28 protein-coding genes are annotated in these 25,215 nt (G+C 63.7%); 10 read left to right on the forward strand and 18 right to left on the reverse strand.

Features of this window, described 5'->3' with window-relative positions; all coding sequences use genetic code 11:
* Window positions 1-234: 234 nt before the first annotated feature.
* From LB552_RS26370 to LB552_RS26380, 3 genes are read right to left on the reverse strand one after another with little or no spacing between them, the layout of a single operon-like run.
* On the reverse strand, window positions 235-534 hold the full coding sequence (locus LB552_RS26370) for a GNAT family N-acetyltransferase (RefSeq protein ID WP_095767389.1): 300 nt from the start codon (window positions 532-534) through the stop codon (window positions 235-237).
* Between the two features lies 1 nt (window position 535).
* Window positions 536-1,165, reverse strand: coding sequence for an alpha/beta hydrolase (locus LB552_RS26375; protein WP_224611083.1), 630 nt, complete (start codon window positions 1,163-1,165; stop codon window positions 536-538).
* A 4-nt stretch (window positions 1,166-1,169) separates the two neighbouring features.
* Entirely contained in the window at window positions 1,170-2,102 is a 933-nt protein-coding gene (locus LB552_RS26380; protein WP_224611085.1) for a VOC family protein, read from the reverse strand.
* A gap of 214 nt (window positions 2,103-2,316) precedes the next feature.
* Here LB552_RS26380 and LB552_RS26385 point away from each other — a divergent pair, with 214 nt between their 5' ends.
* Entirely contained in the window at window positions 2,317-3,870 is a 1,554-nt protein-coding gene (locus LB552_RS26385) for an alkaline phosphatase family protein (RefSeq protein ID WP_224611087.1), read from the forward strand.
* A gap of 184 nt (window positions 3,871-4,054) precedes the next feature.
* Here LB552_RS26385 and LB552_RS26390 read toward each other — a convergent pair whose 3' ends face one another.
* The gene (locus LB552_RS26390; protein WP_224611167.1) at window positions 4,055-5,419 is read right to left on the reverse strand and encodes a PRC-barrel domain-containing protein; all 1,365 of its coding nucleotides are present in this window, start codon (window positions 5,417-5,419) and stop codon (window positions 4,055-4,057) included.
* Between the two features lie 242 nt (window positions 5,420-5,661).
* Here LB552_RS26390 and LB552_RS26395 point away from each other — a divergent pair, with 242 nt between their 5' ends.
* Entirely contained in the window at window positions 5,662-6,582 is a 921-nt protein-coding gene (locus LB552_RS26395) for a diacylglycerol/lipid kinase family protein (RefSeq protein ID WP_224611089.1), read from the forward strand.
* Between the two features lie 8 nt (window positions 6,583-6,590).
* On the opposite strand, the gene LB552_RS26400 is transcribed toward LB552_RS26395, so the two are convergent.
* Window positions 6,591-6,794: a hypothetical protein gene (locus LB552_RS26400; RefSeq protein WP_095767385.1), complete on the reverse strand. Its 204-nt coding sequence runs from the start codon at window positions 6,792-6,794 to the stop codon at window positions 6,591-6,593.
* Between the two features lie 157 nt (window positions 6,795-6,951).
* Between LB552_RS26400 and LB552_RS26405 the strand changes: the two genes are divergently transcribed.
* Window positions 6,952-8,478 carry a sensor histidine kinase gene (locus LB552_RS26405; RefSeq protein WP_224611091.1) on the forward strand — a complete coding sequence of 509 codons (1,527 nt, stop codon included), beginning with the start codon at window positions 6,952-6,954 and terminating at the stop codon, window positions 8,476-8,478.
* A 15-nt stretch (window positions 8,479-8,493) separates the two neighbouring features.
* Here the strand turns inward: LB552_RS26405 and LB552_RS26410 are convergent, their stop codons facing one another.
* The 3 genes from LB552_RS26410 to LB552_RS26420 form a co-directional block, all read right to left on the reverse strand.
* Entirely contained in the window at window positions 8,494-8,958 is a 465-nt protein-coding gene (locus LB552_RS26410; RefSeq protein WP_224611093.1) for a phage holin family protein, read from the reverse strand.
* Between the two features lie 6 nt (window positions 8,959-8,964).
* Complete coding sequence (locus tag LB552_RS26415) at window positions 8,965-9,291, reverse strand: YqjD family protein (protein WP_140545906.1); 327 nt, start codon at window positions 9,289-9,291, stop codon at window positions 8,965-8,967.
* Window positions 9,292-9,363: 72 nt separating this feature from the next.
* Window positions 9,364-10,116, reverse strand: coding sequence for a Crp/Fnr family transcriptional regulator (locus LB552_RS26420; RefSeq protein WP_224611095.1), 753 nt, complete (start codon window positions 10,114-10,116; stop codon window positions 9,364-9,366).
* A gap of 149 nt (window positions 10,117-10,265) precedes the next feature.
* Here LB552_RS26420 and LB552_RS26425 point away from each other — a divergent pair, with 149 nt between their 5' ends.
* Window positions 10,266-10,649 carry a response regulator gene (locus tag LB552_RS26425; RefSeq protein ID WP_224611097.1) on the forward strand — a complete coding sequence of 128 codons (384 nt, stop codon included), beginning with the start codon at window positions 10,266-10,268 and terminating at the stop codon, window positions 10,647-10,649.
* A gap of 158 nt (window positions 10,650-10,807) precedes the next feature.
* On the opposite strand, the gene LB552_RS26430 is transcribed toward LB552_RS26425, so the two are convergent.
* Together LB552_RS26430 and LB552_RS26435 are read right to left on the reverse strand one after the other, a co-directional pair.
* Complete coding sequence (locus LB552_RS26430; RefSeq protein ID WP_040985057.1) at window positions 10,808-11,359, reverse strand: RNA polymerase sigma factor; 552 nt, start codon at window positions 11,357-11,359, stop codon at window positions 10,808-10,810.
* A gap of 3 nt (window positions 11,360-11,362) precedes the next feature.
* Window positions 11,363-11,566: a NepR family anti-sigma factor gene (locus tag LB552_RS26435; RefSeq protein ID WP_224527505.1), complete on the reverse strand. Its 204-nt coding sequence runs from the start codon at window positions 11,564-11,566 to the stop codon at window positions 11,363-11,365.
* Between the two features lie 219 nt (window positions 11,567-11,785).
* Here LB552_RS26435 and LB552_RS26440 point away from each other — a divergent pair, with 219 nt between their 5' ends.
* The 5 genes from LB552_RS26440 to LB552_RS26460 all read left to right on the forward strand — a co-directional run bounded on the left by LB552_RS26440 (window position 11,786) and on the right by LB552_RS26460 (window position 15,001).
* Entirely contained in the window at window positions 11,786-12,580 is a 795-nt protein-coding gene (locus LB552_RS26440) for a response regulator (RefSeq protein WP_095767378.1), read from the forward strand.
* A gap of 169 nt (window positions 12,581-12,749) precedes the next feature.
* Window positions 12,750-12,914, forward strand: a complete 165-nt coding sequence (locus tag LB552_RS26445; protein ID WP_018429836.1) for a DUF1328 domain-containing protein — start codon at window positions 12,750-12,752, stop codon at window positions 12,912-12,914.
* Between the two features lie 222 nt (window positions 12,915-13,136).
* Window positions 13,137-14,108 carry a sensor histidine kinase gene (locus LB552_RS26450; protein WP_224545662.1) on the forward strand — a complete coding sequence of 324 codons (972 nt, stop codon included), beginning with the start codon at window positions 13,137-13,139 and terminating at the stop codon, window positions 14,106-14,108.
* A gap of 219 nt (window positions 14,109-14,327) precedes the next feature.
* Complete coding sequence (locus LB552_RS26455) at window positions 14,328-14,498, forward strand: hypothetical protein (protein WP_224611100.1); 171 nt, start codon at window positions 14,328-14,330, stop codon at window positions 14,496-14,498.
* 257 nt (window positions 14,499-14,755) lie between these two features.
* The gene (locus LB552_RS26460) at window positions 14,756-15,001 is read left to right on the forward strand and encodes a YMGG-like glycine zipper-containing protein (RefSeq protein ID WP_095767375.1); all 246 of its coding nucleotides are present in this window, start codon (window positions 14,756-14,758) and stop codon (window positions 14,999-15,001) included.
* 77 nt (window positions 15,002-15,078) lie between these two features.
* Here the strand turns inward: LB552_RS26460 and LB552_RS26465 are convergent, their stop codons facing one another.
* The 4 genes from LB552_RS26465 to xylF form a co-directional block, all read right to left on the reverse strand.
* Window positions 15,079-16,701, reverse strand: coding sequence for a CHASE domain-containing protein (locus tag LB552_RS26465; protein ID WP_224611102.1), 1,623 nt, complete (start codon window positions 16,699-16,701; stop codon window positions 15,079-15,081).
* A 132-nt stretch (window positions 16,702-16,833) separates the two neighbouring features.
* A complete protein-coding gene (locus tag LB552_RS26470; protein ID WP_224611104.1) occupies window positions 16,834-17,634 on the reverse strand; it encodes an ATP-binding cassette domain-containing protein in 801 nt (266 codons plus the stop codon).
* A gap of 27 nt (window positions 17,635-17,661) precedes the next feature.
* Window positions 17,662-19,014, reverse strand: coding sequence for a sugar ABC transporter permease (locus LB552_RS26475; RefSeq protein ID WP_224611105.1), 1,353 nt, complete (start codon window positions 19,012-19,014; stop codon window positions 17,662-17,664).
* A gap of 232 nt (window positions 19,015-19,246) precedes the next feature.
* Window positions 19,247-20,287, reverse strand: coding sequence for a D-xylose ABC transporter substrate-binding protein (gene xylF / locus LB552_RS26480; RefSeq protein ID WP_095767551.1), 1,041 nt, complete (start codon window positions 20,285-20,287; stop codon window positions 19,247-19,249).
* A gap of 267 nt (window positions 20,288-20,554) precedes the next feature.
* On the opposite strand from xylF, the gene LB552_RS26485 reads away from it, so the two are divergent.
* The gene (locus tag LB552_RS26485; protein WP_140847045.1) at window positions 20,555-21,796 is read left to right on the forward strand and encodes an ROK family protein; all 1,242 of its coding nucleotides are present in this window, start codon (window positions 20,555-20,557) and stop codon (window positions 21,794-21,796) included.
* A 333-nt stretch (window positions 21,797-22,129) separates the two neighbouring features.
* On the opposite strand, the gene phoB is transcribed toward LB552_RS26485, so the two are convergent.
* From phoB to pstA, 4 genes are read right to left on the reverse strand one after another with little or no spacing between them, the layout of a single operon-like run.
* The gene (gene phoB / locus LB552_RS26490; protein ID WP_010911896.1) at window positions 22,130-22,819 is read right to left on the reverse strand and encodes a phosphate regulon transcriptional regulator PhoB; all 690 of its coding nucleotides are present in this window, start codon (window positions 22,817-22,819) and stop codon (window positions 22,130-22,132) included.
* Window positions 22,820-22,835: 16 nt separating this feature from the next.
* The gene (gene phoU / locus LB552_RS26495) at window positions 22,836-23,543 is read right to left on the reverse strand and encodes a phosphate signaling complex protein PhoU (RefSeq protein ID WP_224602296.1); all 708 of its coding nucleotides are present in this window, start codon (window positions 23,541-23,543) and stop codon (window positions 22,836-22,838) included.
* A 20-nt stretch (window positions 23,544-23,563) separates the two neighbouring features.
* Window positions 23,564-24,367 (reverse strand): phosphate ABC transporter ATP-binding protein PstB, encoded by an 804-nt coding sequence (gene pstB, locus LB552_RS26500; RefSeq protein WP_095767369.1) that lies wholly within the window; start codon window positions 24,365-24,367, stop codon window positions 23,564-23,566.
* Window positions 24,364-25,215, reverse strand: a complete 852-nt coding sequence (gene pstA, locus LB552_RS26505) for a phosphate ABC transporter permease PstA (RefSeq protein ID WP_095767368.1) — start codon at window positions 25,213-25,215, stop codon at window positions 24,364-24,366. Before pstA ends, pstB begins: the two co-directional genes overlap by 4 nt.

A 25,215-nucleotide genomic window follows, 5' to 3' on the forward strand; every position in this document is an offset into this window, starting at 1 on the left:
AGGCCGCAGCCCAGGTAACGATGGCGGCGATCGCTTTCAACATGCGCCGATGGGCGGCCATCACAGGATAGGTGCGCCCAGCTACCGGCCTAGGGGCCGCACCGCCACCATCAAACTCAACCCCAAGGCCAAATCGCCCACCAAGCACAACAGACTTCGCGGCCAAAACCCCTCTGCGAGCCTGTTCTCGCTAACTGCGCAACAGGCCCACAGGGGGAGAAGGGAAAGACGGTGCTACCGCTTCAGCACATCCGCCCATTCCGGGTGGCGGCGGAACTGGGCGTTGGCGAAGGGGCAGAGCGGGATGATCTTCTTGCCGGCGGCACGCGCATCCTCGACCGCGCGGGTGACGAGCCGAAGCCCGGCGCCCTGGCCGCGAAAGACGTCCGGCACCTCAGTGTGGTCGATGATGAGCTGGTGCTCGCCGATCTTGGTGAACGTCATCTCGGCCTCGGCGCCGCCCGGGCCGCGCAGTACGTAACGCCCCTTGGAGCCGCGGTCTTCCAGTTCGATCTCGGGCAGTTGGTCGGCCATGTTACTTGCCTCCTTCGGCAACGGGCGCCGGCGCGAAAAACCGCCGCGCCGCTTCGATTTCATTCGGCCGAACCTCATGCCCGCCGTCGTGCCATTCCACTGTGACATCGGCGCCGTCGGCGCGCAAATAGGCCTCGAGCCGCGACGTCAAATTGGGCGGACAGATCGGGTCGCGCCTGCCGGCCGTGATCAGGATGCGGCGGCCGGCAAGGCTGCCCTGGACGTGGGGCTCGAACGGGATCAGCGGATGCATCAGCGTCGCGCCATCGAACAGGCCCGGCTCGGCGAACACCATCGAGGCCAGGATGTTGGCGCCGTTGGAGTAGCCGAGGCCGAACACCGCCGAGGGTTTTGCGGTCTCGACATGCGCCTTGACGAAGCCCGCCATCTTCGATGTCGCTCGCGCCAGGTCGTCCATGTCGTAGACACCCTCGCCGGTGCGGCGGAAGAAACGGGGAGCACCGTGCTCCGACACATCGCCGCGCGGCGAGACGATCGTCGCCGAAGGCATAAGCTCGCGGCCGAAACCGAGAAGCTGGTTCTCGTCGGCGCCGGTGCCGTGGAGGACGAAGAGCAGCGGGCTGCCCGGTACGCCGGGCAGCACCTTGTGGATGTAAGCGTCCTTGCTCATGGCTTCAGTCTTCCAGCTTCTGCAGATGCTGTTCGAGATAGGGCCGCAGATGCTGGTGCTGCGCCGGCAGCCTCAGCGCCTCGCCGAGATGCGCGGTGTCCTCGTCGCGGTCGAAGCCCGGCTCGTTGGTCGACACCTCGAACAGCACGCCGCCCGGCGTGCGGAAATAGATCGCCCAGAAATAGTCGCGATCGATGACCGGCGTCACGCCATAGCCCGTGTCGACCAGCGCCTTGCGCACTTCCAGCTGTTTTGCGCGATCCTCGACCGCGAAAGCGACATGGTGTACCGAGCCGGCGCCGAGATTGGCAAAGCCGGCACCCGGCAGCGATTCGATGTCGACGACGTCGGCGCCGTTGCCGTTCTTGATCGCCAGCCGGCGAATATTGCCGGACTTGTCGCCCTCCTCATAGCCCATGAATTTCAAAAGCTCCTCGGTGGCGCCGCCGTCCTTCAGCCGCAGCGAGACCGAGTGAAAGCCGCGGATCGCCTCGTCGCCGGGAACACCGCCCTTGACCCAGGGCGCCCGCTTGTCGGTCTTGTCCTCGACGAGCGCGAAACTGTCGACGTCCGGGCCGGTGAAGGTGAGCCGCTTTTCGCCGAAGCTTTCGGTGCGGGCAACATTGCCCACGCCCTCATCGGCGAAGCGCTTTTCCCAATAGGCCAAGGTGCCTTCCGGCACCGAGAATACCGTTGTGCCCACCTCGCCGACGCCGTGCCGGCCCTTGGCGATATCGGGGAACGGGAAATAGGTCATCACCGAACCCGGCGTGCCGACCTCGTCGGCATAGTAGAGATGGTAGACATCCGGCGCGTCGAAATTGACGGTCTTCTTAACCCGGCGCAGGCCAAGCTTTTTCGTAAAGAACTCATTATTGCGGCGTGCGTCGCTCGCCATCGAAGTGACGTGATGCAGCCCCTGTATCTGATTGAGCATGATCCTGCTCCTTCCCTTTGTCCTTGTGCGGCCCTTGCCGCTGTCCACGCCAATATGAGGATGAGCGGGCCGGCGGCAAAGCGGGCAAACATAGAATGGACTGTATCATGAAAGTGAACGACAGTTCGAAACATGTTCACCGATCTGTCACCAAGCTTGGCTTGCAACGCGGGTGATTTCCGTTCCATCTGAACGCTTCCACAAGGAGACGATCTTGGACAATCGCACGCACCGCCCGAACGTCCTGCTCATCACCTGCGACCAGTGGCGTGGCGATTGCCTGTCGGCGGCCGGCCATCCGGTGGTGATGACGCCGAACGTGGATGCGCTCGCCGCGGAGGGCGTGCTTTTCCGCCGCCATTACGGCGGGGCGGCACCCTGCTCGCCTGCCCGCGCGTGCCTCTACACCGGGCTCTACCAGATGAACAATCGCGTCTGCCGCAACGGCACGCCGCTTGACGCGCGCCATGGCAACATCGCGCTTTCGGCGCGCGCGGCGGGCTATGATCCCACCCTGTTCGGCTACACAGATGTCGCGCTCGATCCGCGCCGGCTGGCGGCCGGGGATCCGCGCCTGCGCAGCTATGAAGGCGTGCTGCCGGGATTCACCGTGCGCCAGGCCCTGCCCGAGCATCAGAAGCAATGGTTGTCATGGCTGCGGACCCAGGGTATCGACACCGGCGCAGGCAGCCCCGACGTCCACCGTCCGGCCCGCGGCCAGGCAGAACGCGACGTGACCAACGCGCCGCCGATCTATTCGAAAGACCAAACGCCGACCGCGTTCCTGGCCGGCGAGTTCATCCGCTGGCTTGGCGAGCAGGAGGAGAGCGCGCCGTGGTTCGCGCATATCTCCTTCATCAGCCCGCACCCCCCCTTCATCGTGCCGGAGCCCTACAACAGCATGTATGATCCGGCCGAAGGTCCCGCGTTCAAACGCGCTGCAAGTTGGCAGGCCGAGGCCGGCAGCCATCCCTATCTCGCCTACGATCTCGCCGGGCAGAGGCGGACAAAATTCGTCCCCGGCATCGAGGGCAACGTGCCGGACTGGAGCGAGGAGAACTTTCGCCGCATCCGCGCGATCTATTACGGCATGATCTCCGAGGTCGACGCGCAGCTCGGCCGCATCTGGCAAGCGATCAAATCGGCGGGTGCCTGGGACGACACCGTGATCGTGCTCACCTCCGACCATGCCGAGATGATGGGCGATCATTACATGCTCGGCAAAGGCGGCTTCTTCGACGCCAGCTACCACATTCCGTTGATCATCCGCGATCCGCGGCGGGGAGCCGCCGCGGGCACATCCCTGGATCATTTCACCGAAGCCGTCGATGTCTTCCCCACCTTGCTCGACCTGATCGGCGCCGCCCCGCAGCGCCACCTCGACGGCCGTTCGCTCGCGCCTCGGCTGGATGGAACGGAACCGGAAGCCTGGCGCGACGCCGCGCATTGGGAGTTTGATTTCCGCACGGTCGCCCAAGGGGAAGCCGAACGCCATTTCGGTGTCGGATCGAACGCCTGCAACCTCGCCGTCATCCGCGCGGCGGACTTCAAATATGTCCATTTCGGCGGCGGTCTGCCGGCGCTTCTGTTCGACCTATCGAAGGACCCAGGCGAGCTGAACAATGTGGCGAACGAGCCAGCCTATCTCCCGGTACGGCTCGAGTTCGCCGAGAAGATGCTCGCCTGGCGTGCCGCTCACCTCGATCAGTCCCTTGCCTTGGCGGAACTGACGGAAGATGGAGTGGTGGGGTACGTGAGTAGGCAGTAGGCAGTAGGCAGTAGGCAGTAGGCAGTAGGCAGTAGGCAGTAGGCAGTAGGCAGTAGGCAGTAGGCAGTAGGAGATGGTCCACGTTGGAGGGCCGGAGGCAATAGCCTTTATTCCCTATTCCCTATTCCCTATTCCCTATTCCCTATTCCCTATTCCCTATTGCCTAATTCCTACTGCCTGATCGTCACTTTAGAATCATCCGCTGCTGGTCGCGGTTGGCGGCATAACTGCTCTTGTCATAGGCCGTTTGCGCCTGCAGCTGCTCCTTGGTGAAGTTGGTGTAGAGATATTTCTTGCCGTTCTTGTCGGTCATGAATTTGAGCTTATCCATGCCGATCGCCACTTCCTTGGCACCGATGCCGAGGAAGCCGCCGACATCGACGATGACCGCGTCCGGCTTGTTGTCGGGCGTCAGCACGACGTCGCCGATCGAACCGATCTTCTCGTCGTTGGCGCCATAGACCGTCGTGCCCTTGAGGTCGTCGACGCGCATGTTGCCCATCGGCATCTCGGTCAGGGTCGACTTGTCGATGGAAGCCGTCTTGGTCTGGTCGGTGGCAGCGCCGCTATTATCGGCAGGCTTGTTCTCAGCCGTGCTCTGGGCCGGCGGCGTCGCAGGCTTGTTCTCGGCCGCCGGCTTGGCGGGCTCTGCCGGCTTAGCTCCCTTATCGGACGTCGTGCCCGAAGCGACCACCGCAGGCGTGGTCGTTGCCGGCGCGTTGTTCGCGGCCGTCGTCGTGCCGGGCGCCGGATCATAGGGCTTGCGGTCGAACTCCGGCTGGGCCTGCAGCTGCTCCTTCGTCGTCTCGGCCACCAGCCAGCGGTCGCCGTTCTTCTCCGCCCATTTCGCCTTGTCGAAGTCGAAAGTGACGTTCTTCGTGCCGATGCCGAGGAAGCCGCCGACGCCGATCACCAGGGACTCGGCCTTGCCGTCCTTGGCAAGCACGATGTCCTTCACGTCACCGATCTTCTGAGCATCGTCCGCAGTGCCGTTATAAACCGACTCGCCCATGATGTTGGTGGCGATGTTGCCCTCCGCCTTCTTCACCGGCTCGGCCGGTGCGGCCGCGGGAGCCTGGGCTGTCGTCGTGTTATTGGCGGGCTGCGTAGCGCCGGTCGACTGCGCCGGCGCCGGATCATACGGCTTGCGGTCGAATGACGGCAGAGCGTTCAGCTCCTCTTTGGTCGACTTGGCGACCAGCCAGCGGTCGCCGTTCTTCTCTGCCCATTCCAGCTTGGCGTAGTCGAAAGCGACGTCCTTCTTGCCGACGCCAAGGAACCCGCCGACCCCGATAATGGCCGACTTGGCATTGCCGCTGGCATCGAAGACGACATCGTCAACCTTGCCGATATTCTGTGCATCGTCTCCCGTGCCGTTATAGACGGACTCGCCGATAATATTGCTCATCAGGGCGCCATCGGCGCGCGGGACCGGCGCCGGATTCTCGGCTGCTGGGGGCTGTGGAGCCGGGGCGGGCGTCGTCTGCGCGAAAGCCCCGGTTGCTAGAAGGGTTGCGATCGCGGTCGTCGCAAAAAGAGTGCGGATCATCATGATGGTCTCTCCTCGTGCCTGATCTGCGCATGACGCTTCTTGGCCAGCCTCTTGACGGCAGGTCGGAAGCGGCAATGTCTACAGGTTCACAACGTTGTGACCGGAGGGTTGTTCCAACCGCAACACGTTCACGCGTCCATGGATTGCTGACCTCCCGGCGGAACCTTTGCGGCGGCCTCCTCGTTCAGCCTGCGGCTGAGGGTCTGCCGGCTCAAAATGACTCGAACACGGAGCGCGATATGCGGTTTGCTGCGGTGCTGAACCAGGACGGCGGCACCCTCCGCACCATCGACATGGAAGCATTTTCCGAAAAGCTGCGTCAGACCCTCGAAGCGGCGGGGCATTCGGTCGAGATCGACATCGTTGCCGGTCGCGACGTCGCCACGGCGCTGGAAAAGGTCATCGCCAGGCGAAATATCGACGTTGTTCTCGCCGGAGGCGGCGACGGCACGATTTCCACCGCGGCATCCCTCCTCATGAACAAGAAGAAGGCCCTGGCCATCTTGCCGGCCGGCACGATGAACCTGTTTGCGCGCGGCCTGGGCATCCCGCAGACATTGGAAGCGGCGTTGCAGTCCTTTGCCGACGGCGAGGTGATTGCCGTCGATATGGCGAGCGCCAACGGCCAGCCTTTCGTGCATCAGTTCTCCGTCGGCATGCACGCCAAGATGGTCCAGTTGCGCGAGAAAATGGATTTCGGCTCGCGCCTTGGAAAGATGCAGGCGTCCGTGCGCGCGGCGTGGGCGGCTATCAAGAACCCGCCGGCGCTCAAGGTGAGCCTGAGCATCGGCAAGGCCGAGATCGTCACCCGCACGACCGGCATCGGCATCTCCAACAATCTGTTCGGCGAAGGCCACCTGCCCTATGCCGACAACCCGGCTGGCGGCGTGCTCGGCATCTATGTCAGCGTCGCGCGCCGGCGTCATCATCTGGCGAAGCTGCTGCTGGACATGCTGCGCGGCAGGTTGCGCCAGAGCGCGCATGTCGAAGTGCATCAGGCTGGCAAGGTCGTGCTGAAAATCCGTTCGCCCACCAGGAAGTTCAGCGCGGTGCTGGACGGCGAATTGATCAGGCTGGAGAGGGAAACCACGGTCGAGAGTCACCCCGGCGCCCTGAACGTGCTTGTCCCGTCCCGCAATGCGCAGGCGAAGGCGGCGTGATGGAAAGATCAGCTGCCTTGAGTGGATTTCTGCTCGGCGGGCGGCGCCGTCGGCACGTTCTGCTGGGTCGTCGGCGACTTGATCAGCTCGCCGTAGATCTCGACCGCGCCCCACGCGATGAAGGCGAGCAGCAGCCCGGCGATGAGGATTCTGAGGGCGTGCCAGCCCCAATGCCCCTGGCGAGCTTTGTCTTCAGGTACAATCTTGGTCACGATTGGCCTCCATGCTGCGCGGCGGCGGGCGCTTCAGGCACGACATGGTCGGTAACGGATCCTGTTCGGGAAGGTTCCGTGTCGGAAAAGACGCCCCGCAAGCATGCGGCAACCGATTGCGTGTATATGATGGCCGATTGCGTGGCGTTTTGAGGGAATGGTGAGCAGCAAGGCGGATAGTTTGCCAGCGGACGTCAGCCGCGTCGTGATCGATGCGGAGCGGCTCACCCTGCTTCAGGGCCTGGGCGCCATGGATACGGCAACCGATCCGGACTTGGACCGTATCACCGGTCTCGCTGCGGCAACCGCCGAAGCGCCTGTCGCGTTGGTGAGCCTGATCGGCAGCAGTCGCCGACGGTTAAAGGCGCGCATCGGCCTCGACGAGAAGGAGACGCCGGGCAGCACTTCCTTCTGCGCCCACGCCATCGCCGCCGGCGACGATCCCATGGTGGTGACCGACGCCACGCTCGATCCGCGTTTCGCCGACAATCCGCTGGTCACGGGCAAGCAGCACATCCGTTTTTTTATCGGCGTGCCGATGATGGTGGCCGGTGCCAGGATCGGTACGCTCTGCGTGCTCGATCGCCAGCCGAGACCGTTTCCGGCCGAGGACAAGCTGGCGAAGCTGAGAATGCTGGCCGACCTCGCGGCCAGCCTGTTCGCGCTGAAGGACGCCACCCGCGACGGCGCCATCGCCAAGGCGGAACTGGCGCGCGAGGAAAAGCGCCGCGCCATCGCGCTCGACGCCGCCTCACTGGCGAGCTGGGCGTGGGACATACGCACCGACATGATCGAATGCGACACGCTTCTGGCCGAGCTTTTCAACCTGCCGCCTTCGAACCGGCTGAAGGCGCGCGACATCCTGCGCGCCATCGACCCGCGCGACGTCTACCAGACCGAGACGCGTTTCCGCGACGCGCTGAGCGGCAGCGACGACTATTTTGGCGAGTACCGGGTCAAGGGGGTCCATCCACCCCGCTGGATCGCCACGCGCGGACGCGTGATCGAACGCGACGGCGAGGGCAAGCCGACGCTGATCTTCGGCGTCAACTACGACATCACCGAGCGCAAGCTCGGCGACGAGCGGCAGCGCCTCTTGCTGCGTGAGCTCAACCACCGCGTCAAGAACACATTGGCGACCGTGCAGGCGCTGGCGACGCAGACCGTCCGCCACGCTCGCCAGCCGAGTGTGTTCCTGGAGGCCTTCGGTGCCAGGCTGCAGGCGCTCGGCGCCGCCCATAATCTGCTGTCCGACCGCGAATGGCGCGGCATTGGCATCGGCGAATTGGCACGCATCGAGGTCAGGGCTTTCGACACGGGCCGCCAGCCGCGTATCGCGATTTCGGGTCCCGAGCTTCTGCTCTCGCCCGATCAAGCGGTCGGGCTCGGCCTGATCCTGCATGAGCTCGCCAGCAACGCGATGAAATACGGCTCACTCTCCGCGCCGTCGGGAAAAGTCGATCTCGACTGGAAGACGCAAGGCCGCAAAGGCGCGCGCCGCCTGGTGCTGACCTGGCGCGAAAGCGGTGGGCCGCGGGTCGAGCCTCCGGATCGCCAGGGTTTTGGCTCGATCCTGATCCGCCGCAGCCTCGCCAAGGTCATCGACAGCGAGGTGATCCACGAATTTCGCCCGGATGGCGTCTTCGCCGAAATATCGATGCCGCTCGAGCCGTCCTTGAAATGAGCGCTCCGGCACTGCTCAAAGCAAGTCTTCCGGGTCCGGCTTCGACGGCCCGGACTTGGTGTTCTCGCGATAGATGGCATACGCGACGACCGCCAGGGCAGGCGCGACAACGGCTCCAAGCCCGCCTTTGCTTTTGGCGAGGGCCGGAAGCAAGGCAAGTGCTGCGGTAACGCCCGCCGCCGTCATATTGGCCTGGCGTCGCCGCGCCCGGCGCTTGCTGCGCATGCCGGCCGCCAGCTTGTGAATGACGAGGATGAGCCCGGCAACCACCAGGAAGCCGACGCCGAAGCCGAGACTGGTCGCCATCGGTCCGTAGCGGACCGCCAGCCAGATGTAGGCGGCGCCGATGAGGAAGCCGACACCGCACAAGGCGAAAATGGCGGCAAGCCCGTAAAGGATTGCCGCGGTCCGCGTCCTATGCAAAGCGGCCATCGCCTCGCCCGAGGCGAGGGCCGAGATCAGCGAGACAAGCGCCCCCATCTGCGGTTAGCGGCGGGAAAGCAGGGCGAACAGGTAACCGACGCCCGCCGCGATGGCCAGCGAGGTCACCGGCTTCTCGCGCACCTTGGCGATCAGCTGCGCTTCGATATCCTCGGCGCTTCCCCGCATGCTCTCGAACGCGGCTTCGCCCTGCGCGCGCAATTGCTCGACGCCGTCCGCGGCGGCGCGACGGGCCGCGCCGTAGCCGTGTTGACCAGTCGTGGCGAGCTGCTCGGTGAGTCGCTGGATGTCCGCTTTCAGTTGCTCGATATCGGCCTCCAGATCGGCGGCGGTTGCTTCGTCTGTGGCGGATTTGCCTGCGGCGGTTGCCATTCTCTAACTCCTTGTGTTTGCGTTGGTTTCAACGCCCCTTCGGCGCCATGGTTCCGGTCGTTGCAAGCCAACCTAGATCAGCGGCCTGCATTCCTCGCCTAGCCCCTCCCAGCGGGCAAGCTTCTTCAGCCCGTCATAGTCGATCACTTCGCAGCCGCCGTCCCGCCACATGATGAGCTTGCGGTCCATCAGCTTGCGGATCGTCTTGTTGGTATGGACCAGCGAGAGGCCGAGCGTGTCGGCGATGTGCTGTTGCGTAATCGGGATCTGCACCGGTGTCGTGCCGTTGAGCCCGGCGCCGCGAGCCCGGCGGGCGATGAAGGCGATAAGATAGGCGGCGCGTTCAAGCGCGGTGCGGCGGCCGATGCTGAGCAGGTTCTCATCCAGCATGCGCTCCTCGCGCGACGCGATCCAGGTGATGTCATAGGCAAGGCCGGGATGGTTGCGATAGAGTTCCTGCAGCTGATCGCGTTCGAAAACGCAAAGCAGCATCGGCGACAGGGCTTCGACGGAATGCTGCATTTCGCCCATCAGACTTCCCTGCAGACCGATGAGGTCGCCAGGCATGGAAAAATTGAGGATCTGCCGGCGCCCGTCGGGCAAAAGCTTGTAGCGGAACGCCCAACCCGACAGCACCGTGTAAAGATGCGCGCTGTGGCTGCCTTCGACCAGCACGGTCGCACCTTTGTCGACAGCCAATTCACCACGCTTGAAGGTGTCGATAAATGACAACTCCTGCTCGTCGAATTCGCGGAAGGCCGGCAGCGGCCGCAGCGGGCATTGTTCGCAAGGATATTGGCGGGTGGCAACCAAACGTGCGGACATTCGACCCCTCTTCGAAATCCCTGCCCTAGGGGCGCAAGGAAACGTTTGAGGGGGGCAGCGGTTCCGCTGAGGTCATGTCCATGTCTTTTTTAAATGACATCGTGACGGATTGCGCGCATGAGTGCGGCTGCCAAGGAGACACCCCATAAGTGACAGCATTGCTTGACGGATTGCGCATTCTTGTCCTCGAAGACGAGTTCCTGATAGCGATGGATGTCGAGCAGCTTTGCCGTGACCACGGCGCCGCGGATGTGACGATCGCGCGAGAGATCGCCGACATCGACGGGCAGGCGCTGCCTTCGAGCTTCGACGCGGCAGTTGTCGACCTGATGCTTGGCGGGGTGTCGACCCTGGATTTCGCCGCGCGGCTGCGCGCAGAGGGCGTGCCGTTCGTATTCGCCTCCGGCTATTCGGATTCGGACGAAATCAAGAACTCATTCCCCGACGTTCGACTGGTGACCAAGCCTTACTCGGGCGACGATCTCGTCGAAGCCGTGGCGATCGCCTGCGGACGGGCCGCTCCGGCGGCCTGACGGTCGCTGCCGAGGCGATCTCAGGCCGTCTTGCGCGCTCACATCATGGCCGGCCGGTGCGAATCCGGGTTCCCCGAGGAATGCCGGATACGTCAAGCGCGCCGAATGACGACGCCGAATGGCGCGAGCAGGTACTTGTCGCCTTCGCGTCTCGAAAGTTAAGCCGCGTTCGAACCTGTGACCTGCGCCGAGATCGCGTCGGGCCCGAACTCGTCCTCTCCGGAAATCTTGAGGATCTCCTGCAGCCTGGCGCGCGCCCGGCTGACGCGGCTTTTGATCGTGCCGACCGCGCAGCCGCAGATCTCGGCGGCTTCTTCATAGGAGAAGCCGGAAGCGCCGATCAGGATGATGGCTTCGCGCTGGTCCTCGGGCAGTTGCTCGAGCGCGCCGCGGAAATCCTTGAGATCGAGCTGGCCATGCTGGGCCGGATGAACGGCAAGCCTGGCCGTCATGATGCCGTCGCTGTCCTGCACTTCGCGGCCGCGCTTGCGCATCTGCGAATAGAATTCATTGCGCAGGATGGTGAACAGCCAGGCCTTCAAATTGGTGCCCGGCTGGAAGCTCTCATGCTTGTCCCATGCCTTGACCAGCGTTTCCTGGACGAGGTCGTCGGCCCGGTCGGCATTCTGTGTGAGCGACACGGCGAAAGCCCGCAGGCTCGGGATCGCGCCGAGCAGCTCGGTCTTGAAACTCTGGGATACCGCCGCCATGCCTCAGTCCTTTTTCTGGGCAGGTTCGGTCTGTTCCAGCTGGCTGAGCAGCTGAGCGAAACGGTCCGGCACACGATCCGAGACCAGTTCGTCATAATACTGCTTGAGCTTGCGAGCGATTTCGGAGTTTGCACCGAGCGGATTGCCATCGCCGTTCCGATGCCTGCTTGCGGCATCAGCCATCTGTTTTTTTGACATTTCCTTCATAAATAGCCCTAATTTCCAGCACCCGAGCCGCTCTTCGACTTCAAACCACAACGCAAGCGGAACCCTCGTCTGGTTGCCCATCCCTGGATCCGAAACGCTCACCTGCTAATTTAGTTCCGCGGCCGGCGGAACTTTTTCCGGAAGCCGGCGTTTGATGCAGAGGGGCTTGCAACCAATGCGGCCTTGAACATGAAACGTCATCTGAGGGAGACGTCAATAATGAGTCTGTCCGCAACCATCGCTCCTCATCTCCCGTTCCTTCGCCGCTTCTCGCGCGCGGTGTCGGGATCGCAGGAGAGCGGTGACGCGCTGGTCGCCGCGATGCTGGAAGCCATTATCGCCGATACCAATATCTTCCCCGAAGCCTCGAGCGACCGTATTGCGCTGTACAAGGTTTTCGCCAGGCTGTTCACCTCCGTGGCCATCCGCGTGCCGCAGGAACAGGCGCAGACCGCCTGGGAGCAGCGGGCCGCGGCCAATCTGAATGCGATCGCGCCCCTGCCGAGGCAGGCTTTCCTTCTGGTTGCCGTCGAGGGCTTCAGCGAGGACGAGGCGGCGGAGATCCTCGACGTCGACGAGGATGAGTTCTCGGAGCTGCTTGCCCAGGCGAGCAACGAGATTTCCCGGCAAGTCGCGACCGATGTGCTGATCATCGAGGACGAGCCGCTGATCGCCATGGATATCGAGGAGATGGTCGAGAGCCTCGGCCACCGCGTCGTCGGCACGGCGCGCACGCATGCCGAGGCTGTGGCCTTGTTCGGCAGGACGCGGCCGAAAATGGTTCTGGCCGACATCCAGCTCGCCGATGGGAGCTCGGGCATCGAAGCCGTCAACGAGATCTTGTCCTCGACGCCTGTGCCGGTGATCTTCATCACTGCCTTCCCTGAACGCCTGCTGACCGGCGAACGGCCCGAGCCGGCCTTCCTGGTCACCAAGCCGTTCAATCCCGACATGGTCAAGGCGTTGATCAGCCAGGCCCTGTTCTTCGACCGTCAGGCCAAGGCCGCCGCCTGATCCCTTCCGAAGCTGGATCCCAAGTGTCACGCCAAGGCTCCGCGCCATGCGTGACGCGTGGCTGTGTGCGGTCTGAAAAGCTCGCTTTGGGGGATCGTCTTTTTCAGCAAATGGTGGAACAAACGGCATCTGGCCACGTTCTTTTCCCGACATAAGAAGGAGACGCATCATGCTGTACTGGGCGCTCGTATTTCTCGTAGTTGCGATCATCGCCGGCGCGCTTGGGTTCGGCGGCATCGCCGGCACTTCGGCAGGCATCGCGCAAATCCTGTTCTTCATCTTTCTCGCCTTCCTGGTGATTTCGCTCATCGCAGGCCTCTTCAGGAGAGCCTGACCGCAACACTGGAAGCCGCACCCCTCAAACGGTTTCCAGCCACCGCCGGACGGCGCCTCGAAAGAGCACCGTCCGGCGGACCGTTTTTGGAAGCCCAATTTCAGGGTGTCGTCTCGTGCGGAACAAGTTGCGGATTGGGCCGTTCAAGGGCCGAGTGGGGGATTTCCGATGCCTTCCCAAGGTCCCACACAAGACAGGTTCGAAAAGCGCGAAGTGATCGCGATGCATCCCTCGGAAAGCGGGATGCAGGTGGGGCGGGCCTTGCTTCACGCCCTGCATAACGCAGGGATTTCGGTTCTCTACCAGGATCGGCAGATGGAAACGGTCTGGGCGCGCAACATGAACGCGCCCTGGGCGTCCGATACAGCCGACGGCAAGGACTTGCTCTCGCCGGCGCAGGCCGAACGCATAAGGGCTGCCAAACTCAAGGTGATCGAATCCGGCAACCCGGACCAGCTCGAGCTCAGCATTCCGGGGCACCAGGGGGTACGCTGGTTCCAGCTTTGGATCGATGCAGACCGGGGGGAAGCCGGCGATGTCCTCGGCGTCGTCACGACGATGGTGGAGACGACGGAGCAGAAACGCCGCGAGCAGACCCTGAAGACATTGCTGCGCGAAGTCAGCCATCGATCGAAAAATCTCCTCGCCATCATCCAGAGCGTCGCCACTCAGACCGGGCGGTATACGGAGACGCTCGGCGAGTTCCTGGCGCGGTTTCGTGGCCGGCTGCAATCGCTCGCGTCCTCGCAGGATCTCGTCACATCCTCCAACTGGCGAGGAGCAGCGCTGCACGAGCTCGTATCCGGCCAGGTCGGCCGCTACAGCAGCGATCTGGCTCAAAGCCTGCGGTTCGCGGGCGAAAATCCTTACCTCAACCCCAACGCTGCCCTGCATATCGGTCTCGCCATGCATGAGCTGGCCGTCAACTCAGTGAGCTATGGCGCACTGTCGCGGCCGGACGGCCATGTCGAGGTGCGCGCCAAGCTCGAGGCCGAAGATGGAACCTCGCCCAACCTCTTGCTGACCTGGACGGAGGCGGTCGGCGACGCGCAGCGCAATGAGAAGCGTTTCGGCAGCGTGGCGCTGGAACGCGTCGTGCCGATGTCGCTGAATGGCTCCGCGACGCTGGAAATCGGCAGAGACCGGATGGAATACCGTCTCACCGTCCCGCACGGGAATTTCGAGACGGATTGATAGCGCGGTCGATGGCGTAGGAACATTCCAGGCAAAGTGCGCGACGGTCAGGCGGCTTAGCCGTAACCATCCGTCCGCAATTGCGTCAGACGGAGACGGGAGCGCTTTGCCGGCGGAGGCGCTTTAACCGGCTGTTCACCATAAAGTCCGATCCTGTGCTCCCGGCTGACGATGCGCCGGAAACCCATCCGCGCCCCGGCGCGACCTGGGGAGACCGAAATGGTGGTTGCCGACCTGAACAGGCTGGAGCAGGCCGCCCGCGTCTCGATGAGCGGCTTCCAGGATGCCGATCTGCCGCGGGCGCCGCGGTCGTCGCATCTTTCGCTCCGCCTGGGCGCGATCGCGCTTCTGGCCGCCGTGGCGCTGACCGCGGCCTGGCAATTGTTCTGACCCCGCACACGGCTTTGACTTGTCGGCCACTATGGATCCCGCGCTGGACGACTGCGATCAGATCGTCGGGAACGTGCGGCCCGACGACACGCAATTCGCAACGCTGGAGGTGCCCGGCATGCTTGTCGCGTCGAACGGCAAGCGTTCCGAAAAGACTACGTTAGGCAACAGTAAAATCGGGCAGGCAAAGCACCTTTTTTCATGCTAAATGGTTGCTGGCACTGCCGAAAGTGAGGACAAAAGTGAGGAGCAATTCTATGCGGAAGATGATGATTGCCATGGTTGCCGTGGTCGCTGTCAGCGGCTGCACAACGACCGAGCAGGACGTCGTCGGCGGCGGCCTGATCGGCGCCGGCGTGGGCGGCTTGGTCGGCGGCAGCAAGGGTGCGCTGATCGGCGCGGCCGTCGGCGCCGGGTCGGGCCTTCTGGTTCGCAACCTGCGCAACGGCTATTGCCAGTATCGCGATCATCGCGGCCGGATCTACACGGCTCGCTGCAACTAGTTCAGCACGGGAAAGACCGGGGGCCGGCAGCCGGCCTCCGGTTTGCTCTAAATTCAAATTCAAGTCGCTGTTTTGCCTTACGCGCCCAGCGGGATCCTGATTTCCACCTTCAAGCCGTCGGCGTGGTAGTCGCGCGCGATGGTGCCTCGCAATTCGCGCGTGACGTTGAGATCTATCAATTTGGTGCCGAAGCCGGTCTTGACTGGCACTTCCAGTTCCTTCTGACCCGCCTCGCGCCAGTTCAGAACCAGCGTCCGCTCGCGACCGCGGCCGTTGACGCTCCAGTCGACCTTGAGGGCGCCCACCGAACTGCCGGCCTCGCCATATTTCAGCGCGTTGGTGGCAAGTTCGTGGAAGGTCAACCCTAGCGCCTGCGTCGTCGTCTCGTCCAGCAGCACTTCCGGCCCTGACAACACGCCGTCGGGAAGGTCCTTGCCGAACACCTGCCCGAGCTCGATGCGCAGCAGGTCGCCAAGATCGGCCTTCTGCCAGCGCGAGCGGGTCAGCATGTCCTGCGATGCAGCCATGGCCTGCAGGCGCGCCGAGAACGAAGCCGAAAACTCCTTCACGTCGGTGGCTTGCGAAGCCGTCTGTCGCGCGATCGCCAGCACGCGGGTGATCGAATTCTTGATGCGGTGCTTCATCTCCTGCAGGATCAGATCCTTTTCCAGCAGGCTCTTTTCGGTCGCCTCGTGTAGCGCCGATTTCGCCTCATAGGCGCGCTCCTGGTAGCGCGCCACCAGCGCAATGGCGCCGGCAAGCAAAAGGCCGAATAGCCCGAGCATCACCGGAATGGCGCGCGAGGACGGCGGTTCGAAGGCGCTTGTCGGCCTGAACAGCACGGTCCAGGGCCGGCCCGCGACAACGATATCGCGACGCGCCAGAAGCGTCGCCCCGATGCGTTCTGCTGGCGGCGCCTCCGAACGGAACAGAAGATTGCCGTCCTCGGGCTTGCCGTCATAGACCTCGACATTGACCGGCAGCAGCGGAGAACGGCTGAGCGCGACCTGGAACAAGTCCTGCGCGCGGAAGGCAGCGTAGAGAAAGCCGGACGTGGAGGAGCGGCTTGCATTGATCACCTCGGGCGCGGTTTCGACGTTCAGTCGCACGAAAACCAGGAAGCCCGTGAAGGTCTGCGCCACGCCGGCGCCCTGGCCAAGCTGGACCAAACCGCTCGCATGCTGCCGGTCGTCTGCCATCGCCGTTTCGATCGCCGCGCGCCGTACCGGCTCGGTGAACATATCGAAGCCGATGATCGACTGGTTGGAGGCAGCGAGCGGCTCGAACAGCACGATGGGCGTGCGCCATTGCTGCGTCGTGGCGGGATAGATCGGATGCGCCGACCCATGATCGTGCAGGATATCGCGTTCCACCGCCGCCTCGTCGCCGGTCTTGGCGAGCCTCAGGAAGCCGATGCCGCGCAGCCCGGCGAAATTGTCGTCGATGTCGAGGGCGGTGAAGAAGGCCTTGAATTCGCCGCGCGAGATGTCGCCGTTGCGGGCATCGAACAGCGCCTGCGTCGAACGCAGCAGCGACAGATGCAGGTCGACGCGGCTCTCGATGCGGTTGAGCGCGTCGTCGGCCGTGCCCTCGAACTTGATCCGCGCCGCCTCCTGCGTCGCGAAATAGGCGAACCCTGCCATGGTCAGGCTGATCAGCGCGACGGCGACAAAGGCAAGGATCGGAAAGAGCTTCTTCAAATCAAGGATGCGGCCCGTGGACGGTCGACGATCTTTATGGGCAAGTCTCGGCGCCAACACAATGGCGCGGTCAAACCATCACCGCGGCTGGTATATCACGCAGCCGTTAATTAGCCGGCTATCAGTTCGACTTCATGCTGCGATCTTCAGCGCCCCCGGGCCCGGAATGGCGCCTGGCGGGCATTTGCCCAAAATGATCATGCCGAGCACCTCGTCCTGGGTGACATTGGTCGTGCGCGCCGTGCCGACCACCTGGCCGTTCTTCATCACGCAGACCCGGTCGGCGAGCTCGAACACGTCGTGAATGTCGTGGCTGATCAGGAAGATGCCGATGCCGTCGGCCTTGAGCTGCTTGACCAGTTCGCCGACCTGCGCCGTCTCTTGCGGGCCGAGCGCCGCAGTCGGCTCGTCCATGATCAGGATACGGGCGTTGAACAGGATCGCGCGCGCGATCGCCACCGACTGCCGCTGTCCGCCCGACAGCTTGATAACCGGCTCCTTAAAGCGCTGGAAACGCGGATTGAGCCGGCCCATCACCTTGCGCGCCTCGGCTTCCATGGCGACGTCGTCGAGCGTGCCCCAACCGGTCATCAGCTCGCGGCCGAGGAAGAGGTTGGCCGCGGCATCGACATTGTCGGCCAGCGCCAGCGTCTGATAGATCGTCTCGACGCCGTATTTCTTGGCGTCGCGCGGATTGGAGATCGAAGCCTCCTCGCCATTGATGAATATCTGTCCGCTGTCGCGCTTGTAGGCGCCGGACAGGATCTTGATCAGCGTCGATTTGCCGGCGCCATTGTGACCGAGCAGCGCCATCACTTCGCCGGGGAAAAGATCGACAGATGCGTCGTCGACGGCGCGGATGCCGCCGAAGGCGATCGAAACGTTGCGCATGTCGACCAGCGGAACGCCGGCGGGAGCGGTCTTGTCAGCCATGATCCCTTTCCTCCCTATAGTCCTTGCTCAGACGCGCTTGCGATAGAGGGTGTCGAGCCACACCGCGACGACCAGCACGGCGCCCACGACGATGCTCTGCAGCGGTGAATCGACGCCGAGCAACACCATGCCGGACTGCAGCGACTGCATCAGCAATGCGCCCAGCATGGCGCCGAGCACGGTTCCGGAACCGCCTGCGAGCGACGTGCCGCCGATGACCGCCGCGGCGATGACCAGCAGTTCATCCAGCGTCCCCAGCGCGTTTGTCGAGGAGTTCTGCCTGGCCGACGAGATCGCCGCCGCGATCGTCGCCAGCACGCCCATGATCATGAACACCTTCATGGTGATCCAGCGCGTGTTGATGCCGGCAAGATTGGCGGCTTCCGGATTGCCGCCGATGGCAAAGACGTAGCGGCCGAATCTAGTGCGCTTGGTGACGAAGGTCATGATCAGGCCGACGGCGACCGCCATCAGGACCGGAATGGCGATACCGTGCGCGATGAACAGCCCGCCTTCGGGCACGATGATGTTGTTGGCAGCGGCGTAGCGGTTCACGATGCCGACCGGCCACGGATAGGAGTTGGCGAGCCACACCGCGCCCAGGATGACCGCGCAGGTGACCGTGGCAAGCAGCGTCTCGGCCCAGACCGGACGCAGGGGGAAGCGGAAGCGCTTGCGCTGCACGCGGCCGTTGAAATGCATGAAGATAACCGCCAGGCAGGCGACGATACCGACGGCCCAGCTCCATCTGGCGCCGATCGAGCCCGCCGGGCCGCCGCCCATCAACTGGAACGTGGCGTCGAGCGGCGCAACGGTCTGGCCGCTGGTGACCCACCAGGCAGCGCCCCGCCATACCAGCAATCCGCCCAGCGTGACGATGAAGGCCGGCACTTCGAGATAGGCGATAACGAAGCCCTGGAAGGCGCCGATGATAAGGCCGAGCGCCAGGCCGATCAGCAACGCCAGAACCCAGATCCAGGGGTTTCCCAGTTCAAGCCCGACGAAGCGAACCAGGAAATGCGCCTGGGCAAAGCCCATGACCATGCCGATCAGCCCTTCGGCCGACCCGACCGACAGGTCGATGTTGCGCATGACGATGACCAGCACCATGCCGGAGGCCATGATCGCCACGGCCGAAGACTGAACCGACAGGTTCCAGAGATTGCGCGGCGTCAGGAACGTGCGGCTGTCGAAGTCGAGCGGATTGACGCCAAGCCGCAGGCTGGAAATCACATGCAGCCCGATCCAGATGAGGAGCAGCGCACCGATCATGCCCAGCATGCGGGTGTCGAGCTCGGTCGCCTTCAGGAACCGGGCAACAGTGCCGAGTTCCGACGCTCGCGCGGTGTCCGCCGGTTGGGTAGACGTCGTGTCGGTCATGATTTCCTCCCACCGGCTTGCCGTCTGGCGCGGATGCCGGAACTCAGCCTAGAAGCTATCCGCCTGAGGCAGAACGGCAAAATCTTTTGAGAAAACGCCGCGGCTTTAAGGCAATCCCAGGAAAAGTGCGTAGCGGTTTTCCGTCCGGGATTGCGGCAACAAAAACCAGGAGCGGTTCATTGAACCGCTCCTGGCCGCGGCGCAGGTATTTTTGATCGAACGTCGGCAAGGCTCAGTTGCAGACCTGGACGCTGCCGGCGGGCACGCCCGCGCAGACCTCGTCCTTCTTGATCCAACCGGCGTCGATGACGACGTTGAGATTGTCCTTGGTGATCGCGACCGGCGTCAGGAACAGCGACTTGACGGTGTTGCCGCCGGGCGTCGTGAAGTCCTTGGCGCCGGCGATGTCGCCCATCTTCTTGCCGTCGGCGAGCTGCGAGGCGATCTCGGCGGCGTTCTTGCCGAGCTCGCGCGCGTCTTTCCACACCGACACGGTCTGCGTGCCGAGCGCGATGCGGTTGAGCGCCGCGTGGTCGCCGTCCTGGCCCGAGACCGGCACGGTGCCGGCCAGCCCCTGCGCCGTCAGCGCCGCGACAACGCCGCCGGCGGTGCCATCATTGGCAGCCACGACCGCGTCGACCTTGTTGTCGTTGGCGGTCAGGAACTGCTCCATGTTCTTCTGCGCGTTGGCCGGCAGCCAGCCGTCCGTGTAGGCCTCGCCGACATTCTTGATCTTGCCGCTGTCGATTGCGTCCTTCAGGACTTCCATGGAGCCCGCGAACAGGAAGTCGGCGTTCGGATCGGAGCCCGAGCCCTTGATGAAGACATAGTTGCCTTCCGGCTTGGCCTTGAACACCTCGCGGGCCTGCATGCGTCCGACTTCCTTGTTGTCGAAGGTCAGGTAGAACACGTCCTTGTTCTCGATCAGGCGGTCATAGCCGACGACCGGGATTCCTTCATCGAGCGCCTTCTGCACTGCCGGGCCGATTGCCGAGGCATCCTGCGCCAGGATGATCAGCGCGTTGGCGCCCTGCGAGATCAGGCTTTCGACGTCGGTCAGCTGCTTGCCCGGATTGGACTGCGCGTCGGCCGAAATATATTTGTCTCCGGCGGCCTCGATGGCGGCCTTCATCGCTGCTTCGTCGGTCTTCCAGCGCTCTTCCTGGAAATTCGACCACGACACGCCGATCACCTTGTCCTTCGCCTCGGCGACGGACGCCAGCGTCAGCGACATGGCAACGCCCGCCAGAATGGCGGCTGCAAATTTCTTCATGATATCCTCCCTGCGCCGTGCGGCGCGACCCAGACTGGCCCGAAGGCCGGCACAGAGGCTTTTTTTCGAGCCTCAAAAAAATAGTGGTCCAGCACAACAGCGCTGTCAACCGAGATTCTGATGGGTTTTGATGGGCTCAGGCATTTTTTTCGGCATCCGCAATAAATAATGACATCGCCCCTGGCTTCTGCCACAATCCCTAGCGTGTCAGCGACAGGCCATGGCATTATCACAAGGCCGCGATGACTGGGGAGGACGTGCGAAACGATGTCGGTCGGAATCCGCCACGACGATTTGCGCCGGCGCAACCGCGCCATGGTGATTTCGGCGGTACGCCGCGCCGGTCAGCCATCACGGACCGAAATTGCCGCCACCACCGGGCTCAGCCACTCGACCATTTCGGCGATCTCCGCCGACCTGATCCAGGAGGGCATTCTCACCGAAAGCAAGGCCAGCGAGCCGACGGCGTTGAAACGCGGCCGGCCGCAGATCGGCCTGGCGCTGAACCCTGAAGCCGCCGCGGTGCTGACCGTGGTGTTGTCGCTGAACTTCCTGTCGGTCGCCGTGATCGACTATGCCGGCCAAGTTGTTGCCGAGGAGCAGCAGCGCCTGGACACGCTTGTTATGCCCCGCGACGAGCTGATCGGCGAATGCGTGGCGATCGTGCGGCGCCGGCTGCAGGATCCCGACCTCGACATTGGCAGCGTCGCCCGCATCGCCATGGGCATTCAGGGCATCACCGATTCGCATGCGCGCTCCATGCTGTGGTCGCCGATAACGCCGCTGACCGACATTCCTTTCGCCGACATCCTAGAGAAGGAGTTCGGCATCTCCGCCACCATGGAGAACGACTGCAACATGATGGCGGTGGCGCTGCAATGGCGCGACCCGGAGCGCTATCGCGACGACTTCATCGCCATCCTGTTGTCGCACGGCATCGGCATGGGTCTCGTGCTCAAGGGTGCGCTGTTCACCGGCACGCATTCATCCGGCGGCGAGTTCGGCCACATGATTCACCGCCCGGGCGGGGCGCTTTGCCGCTGCGGCCGCCGCGGCTGCGTCGAGGCCTATGCTGGCAACTATGCGATCTGGCGCAGCGCCATGAAAATGAGCGAGGACGCCGAGCCGGTCGACGTCGGCGACGCCGACATGCGGGCCCTTGCCGCGAAGGCGCGCGAGAGGGACGGCCCCGAACGGGAGGCTTACCGCCGGGCCGGCGAAGCGCTTGGTTTCGGTCTCGGCAGCCTGTTCGCCCTCATCGACCCGGCGCCCGTCGCCATGGTCGGCGTCAGCGCGGCCGCCTTCGACCTGATCGAGCCGGCGCTGCGCGAGGCGATCGCCCAGACGGCCGGGGGCCAGCACTCCGAATCGATCTCCTTCGACACCGAGCCGAACGAACTGCCGCTGATCCGCGAAGGCTGCGCCATGCGCGCGCTGACCTTCGTCGACCAGGAGATTTTCGCACCCGGAGGCCAGGCAAGAGCGGGGACGGGAAAGAACGTGGCCTGAGGCAGCCTTGAAGAGGTCCGGGGACAGCAGCAGACGCTTGAAATTAGCGAAGGGAAGGCCCCGCAGCTTCGTCATTCCAGGGCGGAGCAGGAGCGAAGCTCCGTCGCGGAGACCCTGGAATCCATGCCGCTACCTCACGCGTCGAGCGCAGCGGCACAGAATTCTGGACTGTCGCAACGCATCGACATCACGGAATGGATCCTCGGGTCTGCGCTGCGTCGCTGCGCTCCTTGCTCCGCCCGTGGATGACGAAGCACAAGCGTCTCGACTAATCGCCAATGCACGCGATCCGATGCTGGAGACAGAATCCATCAGCGCCTCGGCGCCTTAGCCCTAATCTTCCCTGATCGCGTAACCTGCGCCTCGGATGGTACGTATGACGTCCGGCATGCGGCCGTTGTTGACGGCCTTGCGCAGCCGCCCGACATGGACGTCGACGGTGCGTTCGTCGATATAGATCGTCTCGCCCCAGACATTGTCGAGCAGCTGGCTGCGCGAGAACACGCGGCCGGGGTGGCGCATCATGAATTCGAGCAGCCGGAACTCGGTCGGGCCGAGCCTGATCTCGCTCTTCTTGCGGTAGACGCGGTGCGACTCGCGGTCGAGCACGATGTCGCCGACCTTGAGCACGCTGGACAGCACCTCCGGCTTGGCGCGGCGCAGCAGCGCCTTGACGCGCGCCATGAACTCCGGTGTCGAGAACGGCTTGACCAGATAGTCGTCGGCGCCGGTCGAAAGGCCGCGCACGCGGTCGCTTTCCTCGCCCCGCGCCGTCAGCATGATGATCGGCAACCGTTCGGTCTCAGGCCTCATCCTGAGACGCCGGCAGAGCTCGATGCCGGAAACCGCCGGCACCATCCAGTCGAGCACGAGCAGGTCGGGAACGTTTTCCTGAAGGCGGATTTCGGCCTCGTCGCCGCGGGTCACCACTTCGACCTGGTAACCCTCGGATTCGAGATTGTAGCGGAGCAGCACCCCAAGCGGCTCCTCGTCCTCCACCACCATGATGCGTGGCGCGATCATTGGCAGGTACCCTTCGTCAGGCCGCCGGCGCCGACATTGTCGTCTCGTCCTGCTTGGGACGATTCGCGGGCAATTGCGTGCCGGTCAGCACATAATAGGCATTCTCGGCGATGTTGGTCACATGGTCGCCGATGCGCTCGAGATTCTTGGCGCAGAACAGAAGATGCGTGCAGGCGGTGATGTTGCGCGGGTCTTCCATCATGTAGGTCAGGAGCTCCCGGAAGACGGATGTGTATTTGACGTCGATGCGCTCGTCGTCGTTGCGAAGCTTGGCCAGCGCCGTGGCGTCGCCCACCGTATATTCCTGGATCACGGCCTGGACCTGGATCAGCACCAGCTGCGCCATGGAATCGATCGAATGCGTGAGGTCGCGCGGCGCGGCGCTGACGCCGACCGAGCCGACGCGCTTGGCGATGTTCTTGGCGAGGTCGCCGATGCGTTCGAGGTCGCCCGCCATGCGGATCGAGCCGACCACATTGCGCAGGTCGTCGGCCATCGGCTGGCGCTTGGCGATCAGCGTGATGGCACGGTCGTCGAGCTCGCGCTGGCGCGCGTCCATGATGGCATCGTCGGAAACGACGCGCTGCGCCATGGCATTGTCGGTCTCGAGCAGGGCCTTGGTCGAAGCGCCGACCATCGAGCTGGCGAGATCGCCCATGTCGTTGATGAGCCGGCTGATCTGCCTCAGATCCTCGTCGAAGGAAGCGACGGTATGTTCGGCCATGATGATGTCCTCGTATGAGCTCAGCCGAAGCGGCCGGTGATGTAGTCCTGCGTGCGCTTTTCGCGGGGCGAGGTGAAGATCTTCTCGGTCCGGTCGAACTCCACCAGCTCGCCCAGATACATGAACGCCGTCTGCCGCGACACGCGCGCCGCCTGCTGCATGTTGTGGGTGACGATGACGATCGTGTAGTCGGCCTGCAGCTCGTCGATCAGTTCCTCGATCTTGGCGGTCGACAGCGGATCGAGCGCCGAGGCCGGCTCGTCGAGCAGGATGACCTCGGGCTTCACCGCAACGGTACGGGCGATGCACAGGCGCTGCTGCTGGCCGCCCGAGAGGCTGAGGCCGCTGGCGTTGAGCTTGTCCTTGACCTCGTTCCAGAGTGCTGCGCGCTTCAGCGCCTGCTCGACGCGGCTGTCCATCTCGGCCTTGCTGATCTTCTCATAGAGCCTGACGCCGAAAGCGATGTTCTCGTAGATCGACATCGGGAACGGCGTCGGCTTCTGAAACACCATGCCGATCTTGGTGCGCAGCAGGTTGAGGTCCTGCGAACGGTCGAGGATGTTCTTGCCGTCGAGCAGCACCTGGCCCTCGGCGCTCTGCTTCGGATAGAGCTCGTAGATGCGGTTGAGCACGCGCAGCAGCGTCGACTTCCCGCAGCCCGACGGGCCGATGAAGGCGGTCACGCTGCGCTCGGGCAGGGACAGGTTGATGTCCTTCAGCGCCTTCGACTGGCCATAGTAGAAATTGAGGTTCTTGACCTCGATCTTGGCCTTCTCGACGGTCGTGTCGGCTGCGTTCAGGTCGGTGGACAACATCGGTTTCATCTGTCCTCTCTGCGTCCGGTTAGGCTGCGGGCGATGATGCTCAGCCCGAGAACCGTCAGGGTGATTATGAGTGCGCCCGTCCAGGCCAGTTGCTGCCATTCCTCGTAGGGGCTGAGAGCGAACTGGAAGATGGTTACCGGCAGGCTGGCCATCGGCGCATTGAGATTGCTCGACCAGAACTGGTTGTTGAGCGCGGTGAAGAGAAGCGGCGCCGTCTCGCCGGAGATGCGGGCGATCGCCAAAAGGATGCCGGTGACGATGCCGGAGAGCGCCGCGCGATAGGCAACCGAGCGGATCACTACCCAGCGCGGTGCTCCGATGGCGGTGCCTGCTTCGCGCAGCGCGTTGGGCACAAGGTTCAGCATGTCCTCGGTGGTGCGCACCACGACGGGGATCACCAGGATCGACAGCGCGACCGCGCCGGCAATCGCCGAGAAGTGCCCCATCGGCCGCACCATCAGCTCGTAGACGAACAGGCCGATGATGATGGAAGGCGCCGACAAGAGGATGTCGTTGATGAAGCGCACCACCGTCGTAAGCTTCGAGAAGCGTCCGTATTCGGCCATGTAGGTGCCGGCCAGCACGCCGATCGGCGTGCCGACGACGATACCGATGATCGTCATGACGATGCTGCCGTAGATGGCATTGAGCAGGCCGCCGGCATCGCCGGGCGGCGGCGTCATTTCCGTGAACACGGAGAGCGACACCCCGGAAAGCCCCTTGTAGAGCAGGGCGCCGAGAATCAGCGCCAGCCAGGCCAGCCCGATGCCCGCCGCGACGACGCACAGCGTCATCATCACGGCATTCTTGCGCTTGCGGCTTTGGTGAAGCGATGCGGCAGTCGACAT

The sequence above is a fragment of the Mesorhizobium sp. CA7 genome, assembly GCF_020165015.1.
GTDB lineage: Bacteria > Pseudomonadota > Alphaproteobacteria > Rhizobiales > Rhizobiaceae > Mesorhizobium.

Excerpts from the sequence above, each read along its gene's own strand:
- LB552_RS26370 (WP_095767389.1), bottom strand. The coding sequence starts at position 534 with ATGGCCGACCAACTGCCCGAGATCGAACTGGAAGACCGCGGCTCCAAG.
- LB552_RS26375 (WP_224611083.1), bottom strand. The coding sequence starts at position 1,165 with ATGAGCAAGGACGCTTACATCCACAAGGTGCTGCCCGGCGTACCGGGC.
- LB552_RS26380 (WP_224611085.1), bottom strand. The coding sequence starts at position 2,102 with ATGCTCAATCAGATACAGGGGCTGCATCACGTCACTTCGATGGCGAGC.
- LB552_RS26390 (WP_224611167.1), bottom strand. The coding sequence starts at position 5,419 with ATGATCCGCACTCTTTTTGCGACGACCGCGATCGCAACCCTTCTAGCA.
- LB552_RS26395 (WP_224611089.1), top strand. The coding sequence starts at position 5,662 with ATGCGGTTTGCTGCGGTGCTGAACCAGGACGGCGGCACCCTCCGCACC.
- LB552_RS26405 (WP_224611091.1), top strand. The coding sequence starts at position 6,952 with ATGGTGAGCAGCAAGGCGGATAGTTTGCCAGCGGACGTCAGCCGCGTC.
- LB552_RS26410 (WP_224611093.1), bottom strand. The coding sequence starts at position 8,958 with ATGGGGGCGCTTGTCTCGCTGATCTCGGCCCTCGCCTCGGGCGAGGCG.
- LB552_RS26415 (WP_140545906.1), bottom strand. The coding sequence starts at position 9,291 with ATGGCAACCGCCGCAGGCAAATCCGCCACAGACGAAGCAACCGCCGCC.
- LB552_RS26420 (WP_224611095.1), bottom strand. The coding sequence starts at position 10,116 with ATGTCCGCACGTTTGGTTGCCACCCGCCAATATCCTTGCGAACAATGC.
- LB552_RS26430 (WP_040985057.1), bottom strand. The coding sequence starts at position 11,359 with ATGGCGGCGGTATCCCAGAGTTTCAAGACCGAGCTGCTCGGCGCGATC.
- LB552_RS26435 (WP_224527505.1), bottom strand. The coding sequence starts at position 11,566 with ATGAAGGAAATGTCAAAAAAACAGATGGCTGATGCCGCAAGCAGGCAT.
- LB552_RS26440 (WP_095767378.1), top strand. The coding sequence starts at position 11,786 with ATGAGTCTGTCCGCAACCATCGCTCCTCATCTCCCGTTCCTTCGCCGC.
- LB552_RS26445 (WP_018429836.1), top strand. The coding sequence starts at position 12,750 with ATGCTGTACTGGGCGCTCGTATTTCTCGTAGTTGCGATCATCGCCGGC.
- LB552_RS26450 (WP_224545662.1), top strand. The coding sequence starts at position 13,137 with ATGCATCCCTCGGAAAGCGGGATGCAGGTGGGGCGGGCCTTGCTTCAC.
- LB552_RS26455 (WP_224611100.1), top strand. The coding sequence starts at position 14,328 with ATGGTGGTTGCCGACCTGAACAGGCTGGAGCAGGCCGCCCGCGTCTCG.
- LB552_RS26460 (WP_095767375.1), top strand. The coding sequence starts at position 14,756 with ATGCGGAAGATGATGATTGCCATGGTTGCCGTGGTCGCTGTCAGCGGC.
- LB552_RS26470 (WP_224611104.1), bottom strand. The coding sequence starts at position 17,634 with ATGGCTGACAAGACCGCTCCCGCCGGCGTTCCGCTGGTCGACATGCGC.
- LB552_RS26475 (WP_224611105.1), bottom strand. The coding sequence starts at position 19,014 with ATGACCGACACGACGTCTACCCAACCGGCGGACACCGCGCGAGCGTCG.
- xylF (WP_095767551.1), bottom strand. The coding sequence starts at position 20,287 with ATGAAGAAATTTGCAGCCGCCATTCTGGCGGGCGTTGCCATGTCGCTG.
- LB552_RS26485 (WP_140847045.1), top strand. The coding sequence starts at position 20,555 with ATGTCGGTCGGAATCCGCCACGACGATTTGCGCCGGCGCAACCGCGCC.
- phoB (WP_010911896.1), bottom strand. The coding sequence starts at position 22,819 with ATGATCGCGCCACGCATCATGGTGGTGGAGGACGAGGAGCCGCTTGGG.
- phoU (WP_224602296.1), bottom strand. The coding sequence starts at position 23,543 with ATGGCCGAACATACCGTCGCTTCCTTCGACGAGGATCTGAGGCAGATC.
- pstB (WP_095767369.1), bottom strand. The coding sequence starts at position 24,367 with ATGAAACCGATGTTGTCCACCGACCTGAACGCAGCCGACACGACCGTC.
- pstA (WP_095767368.1), bottom strand. The coding sequence starts at position 25,215 with ATGTCGACTGCCGCATCGCTTCACCAAAGCCGCAAGCGCAAGAATGCC.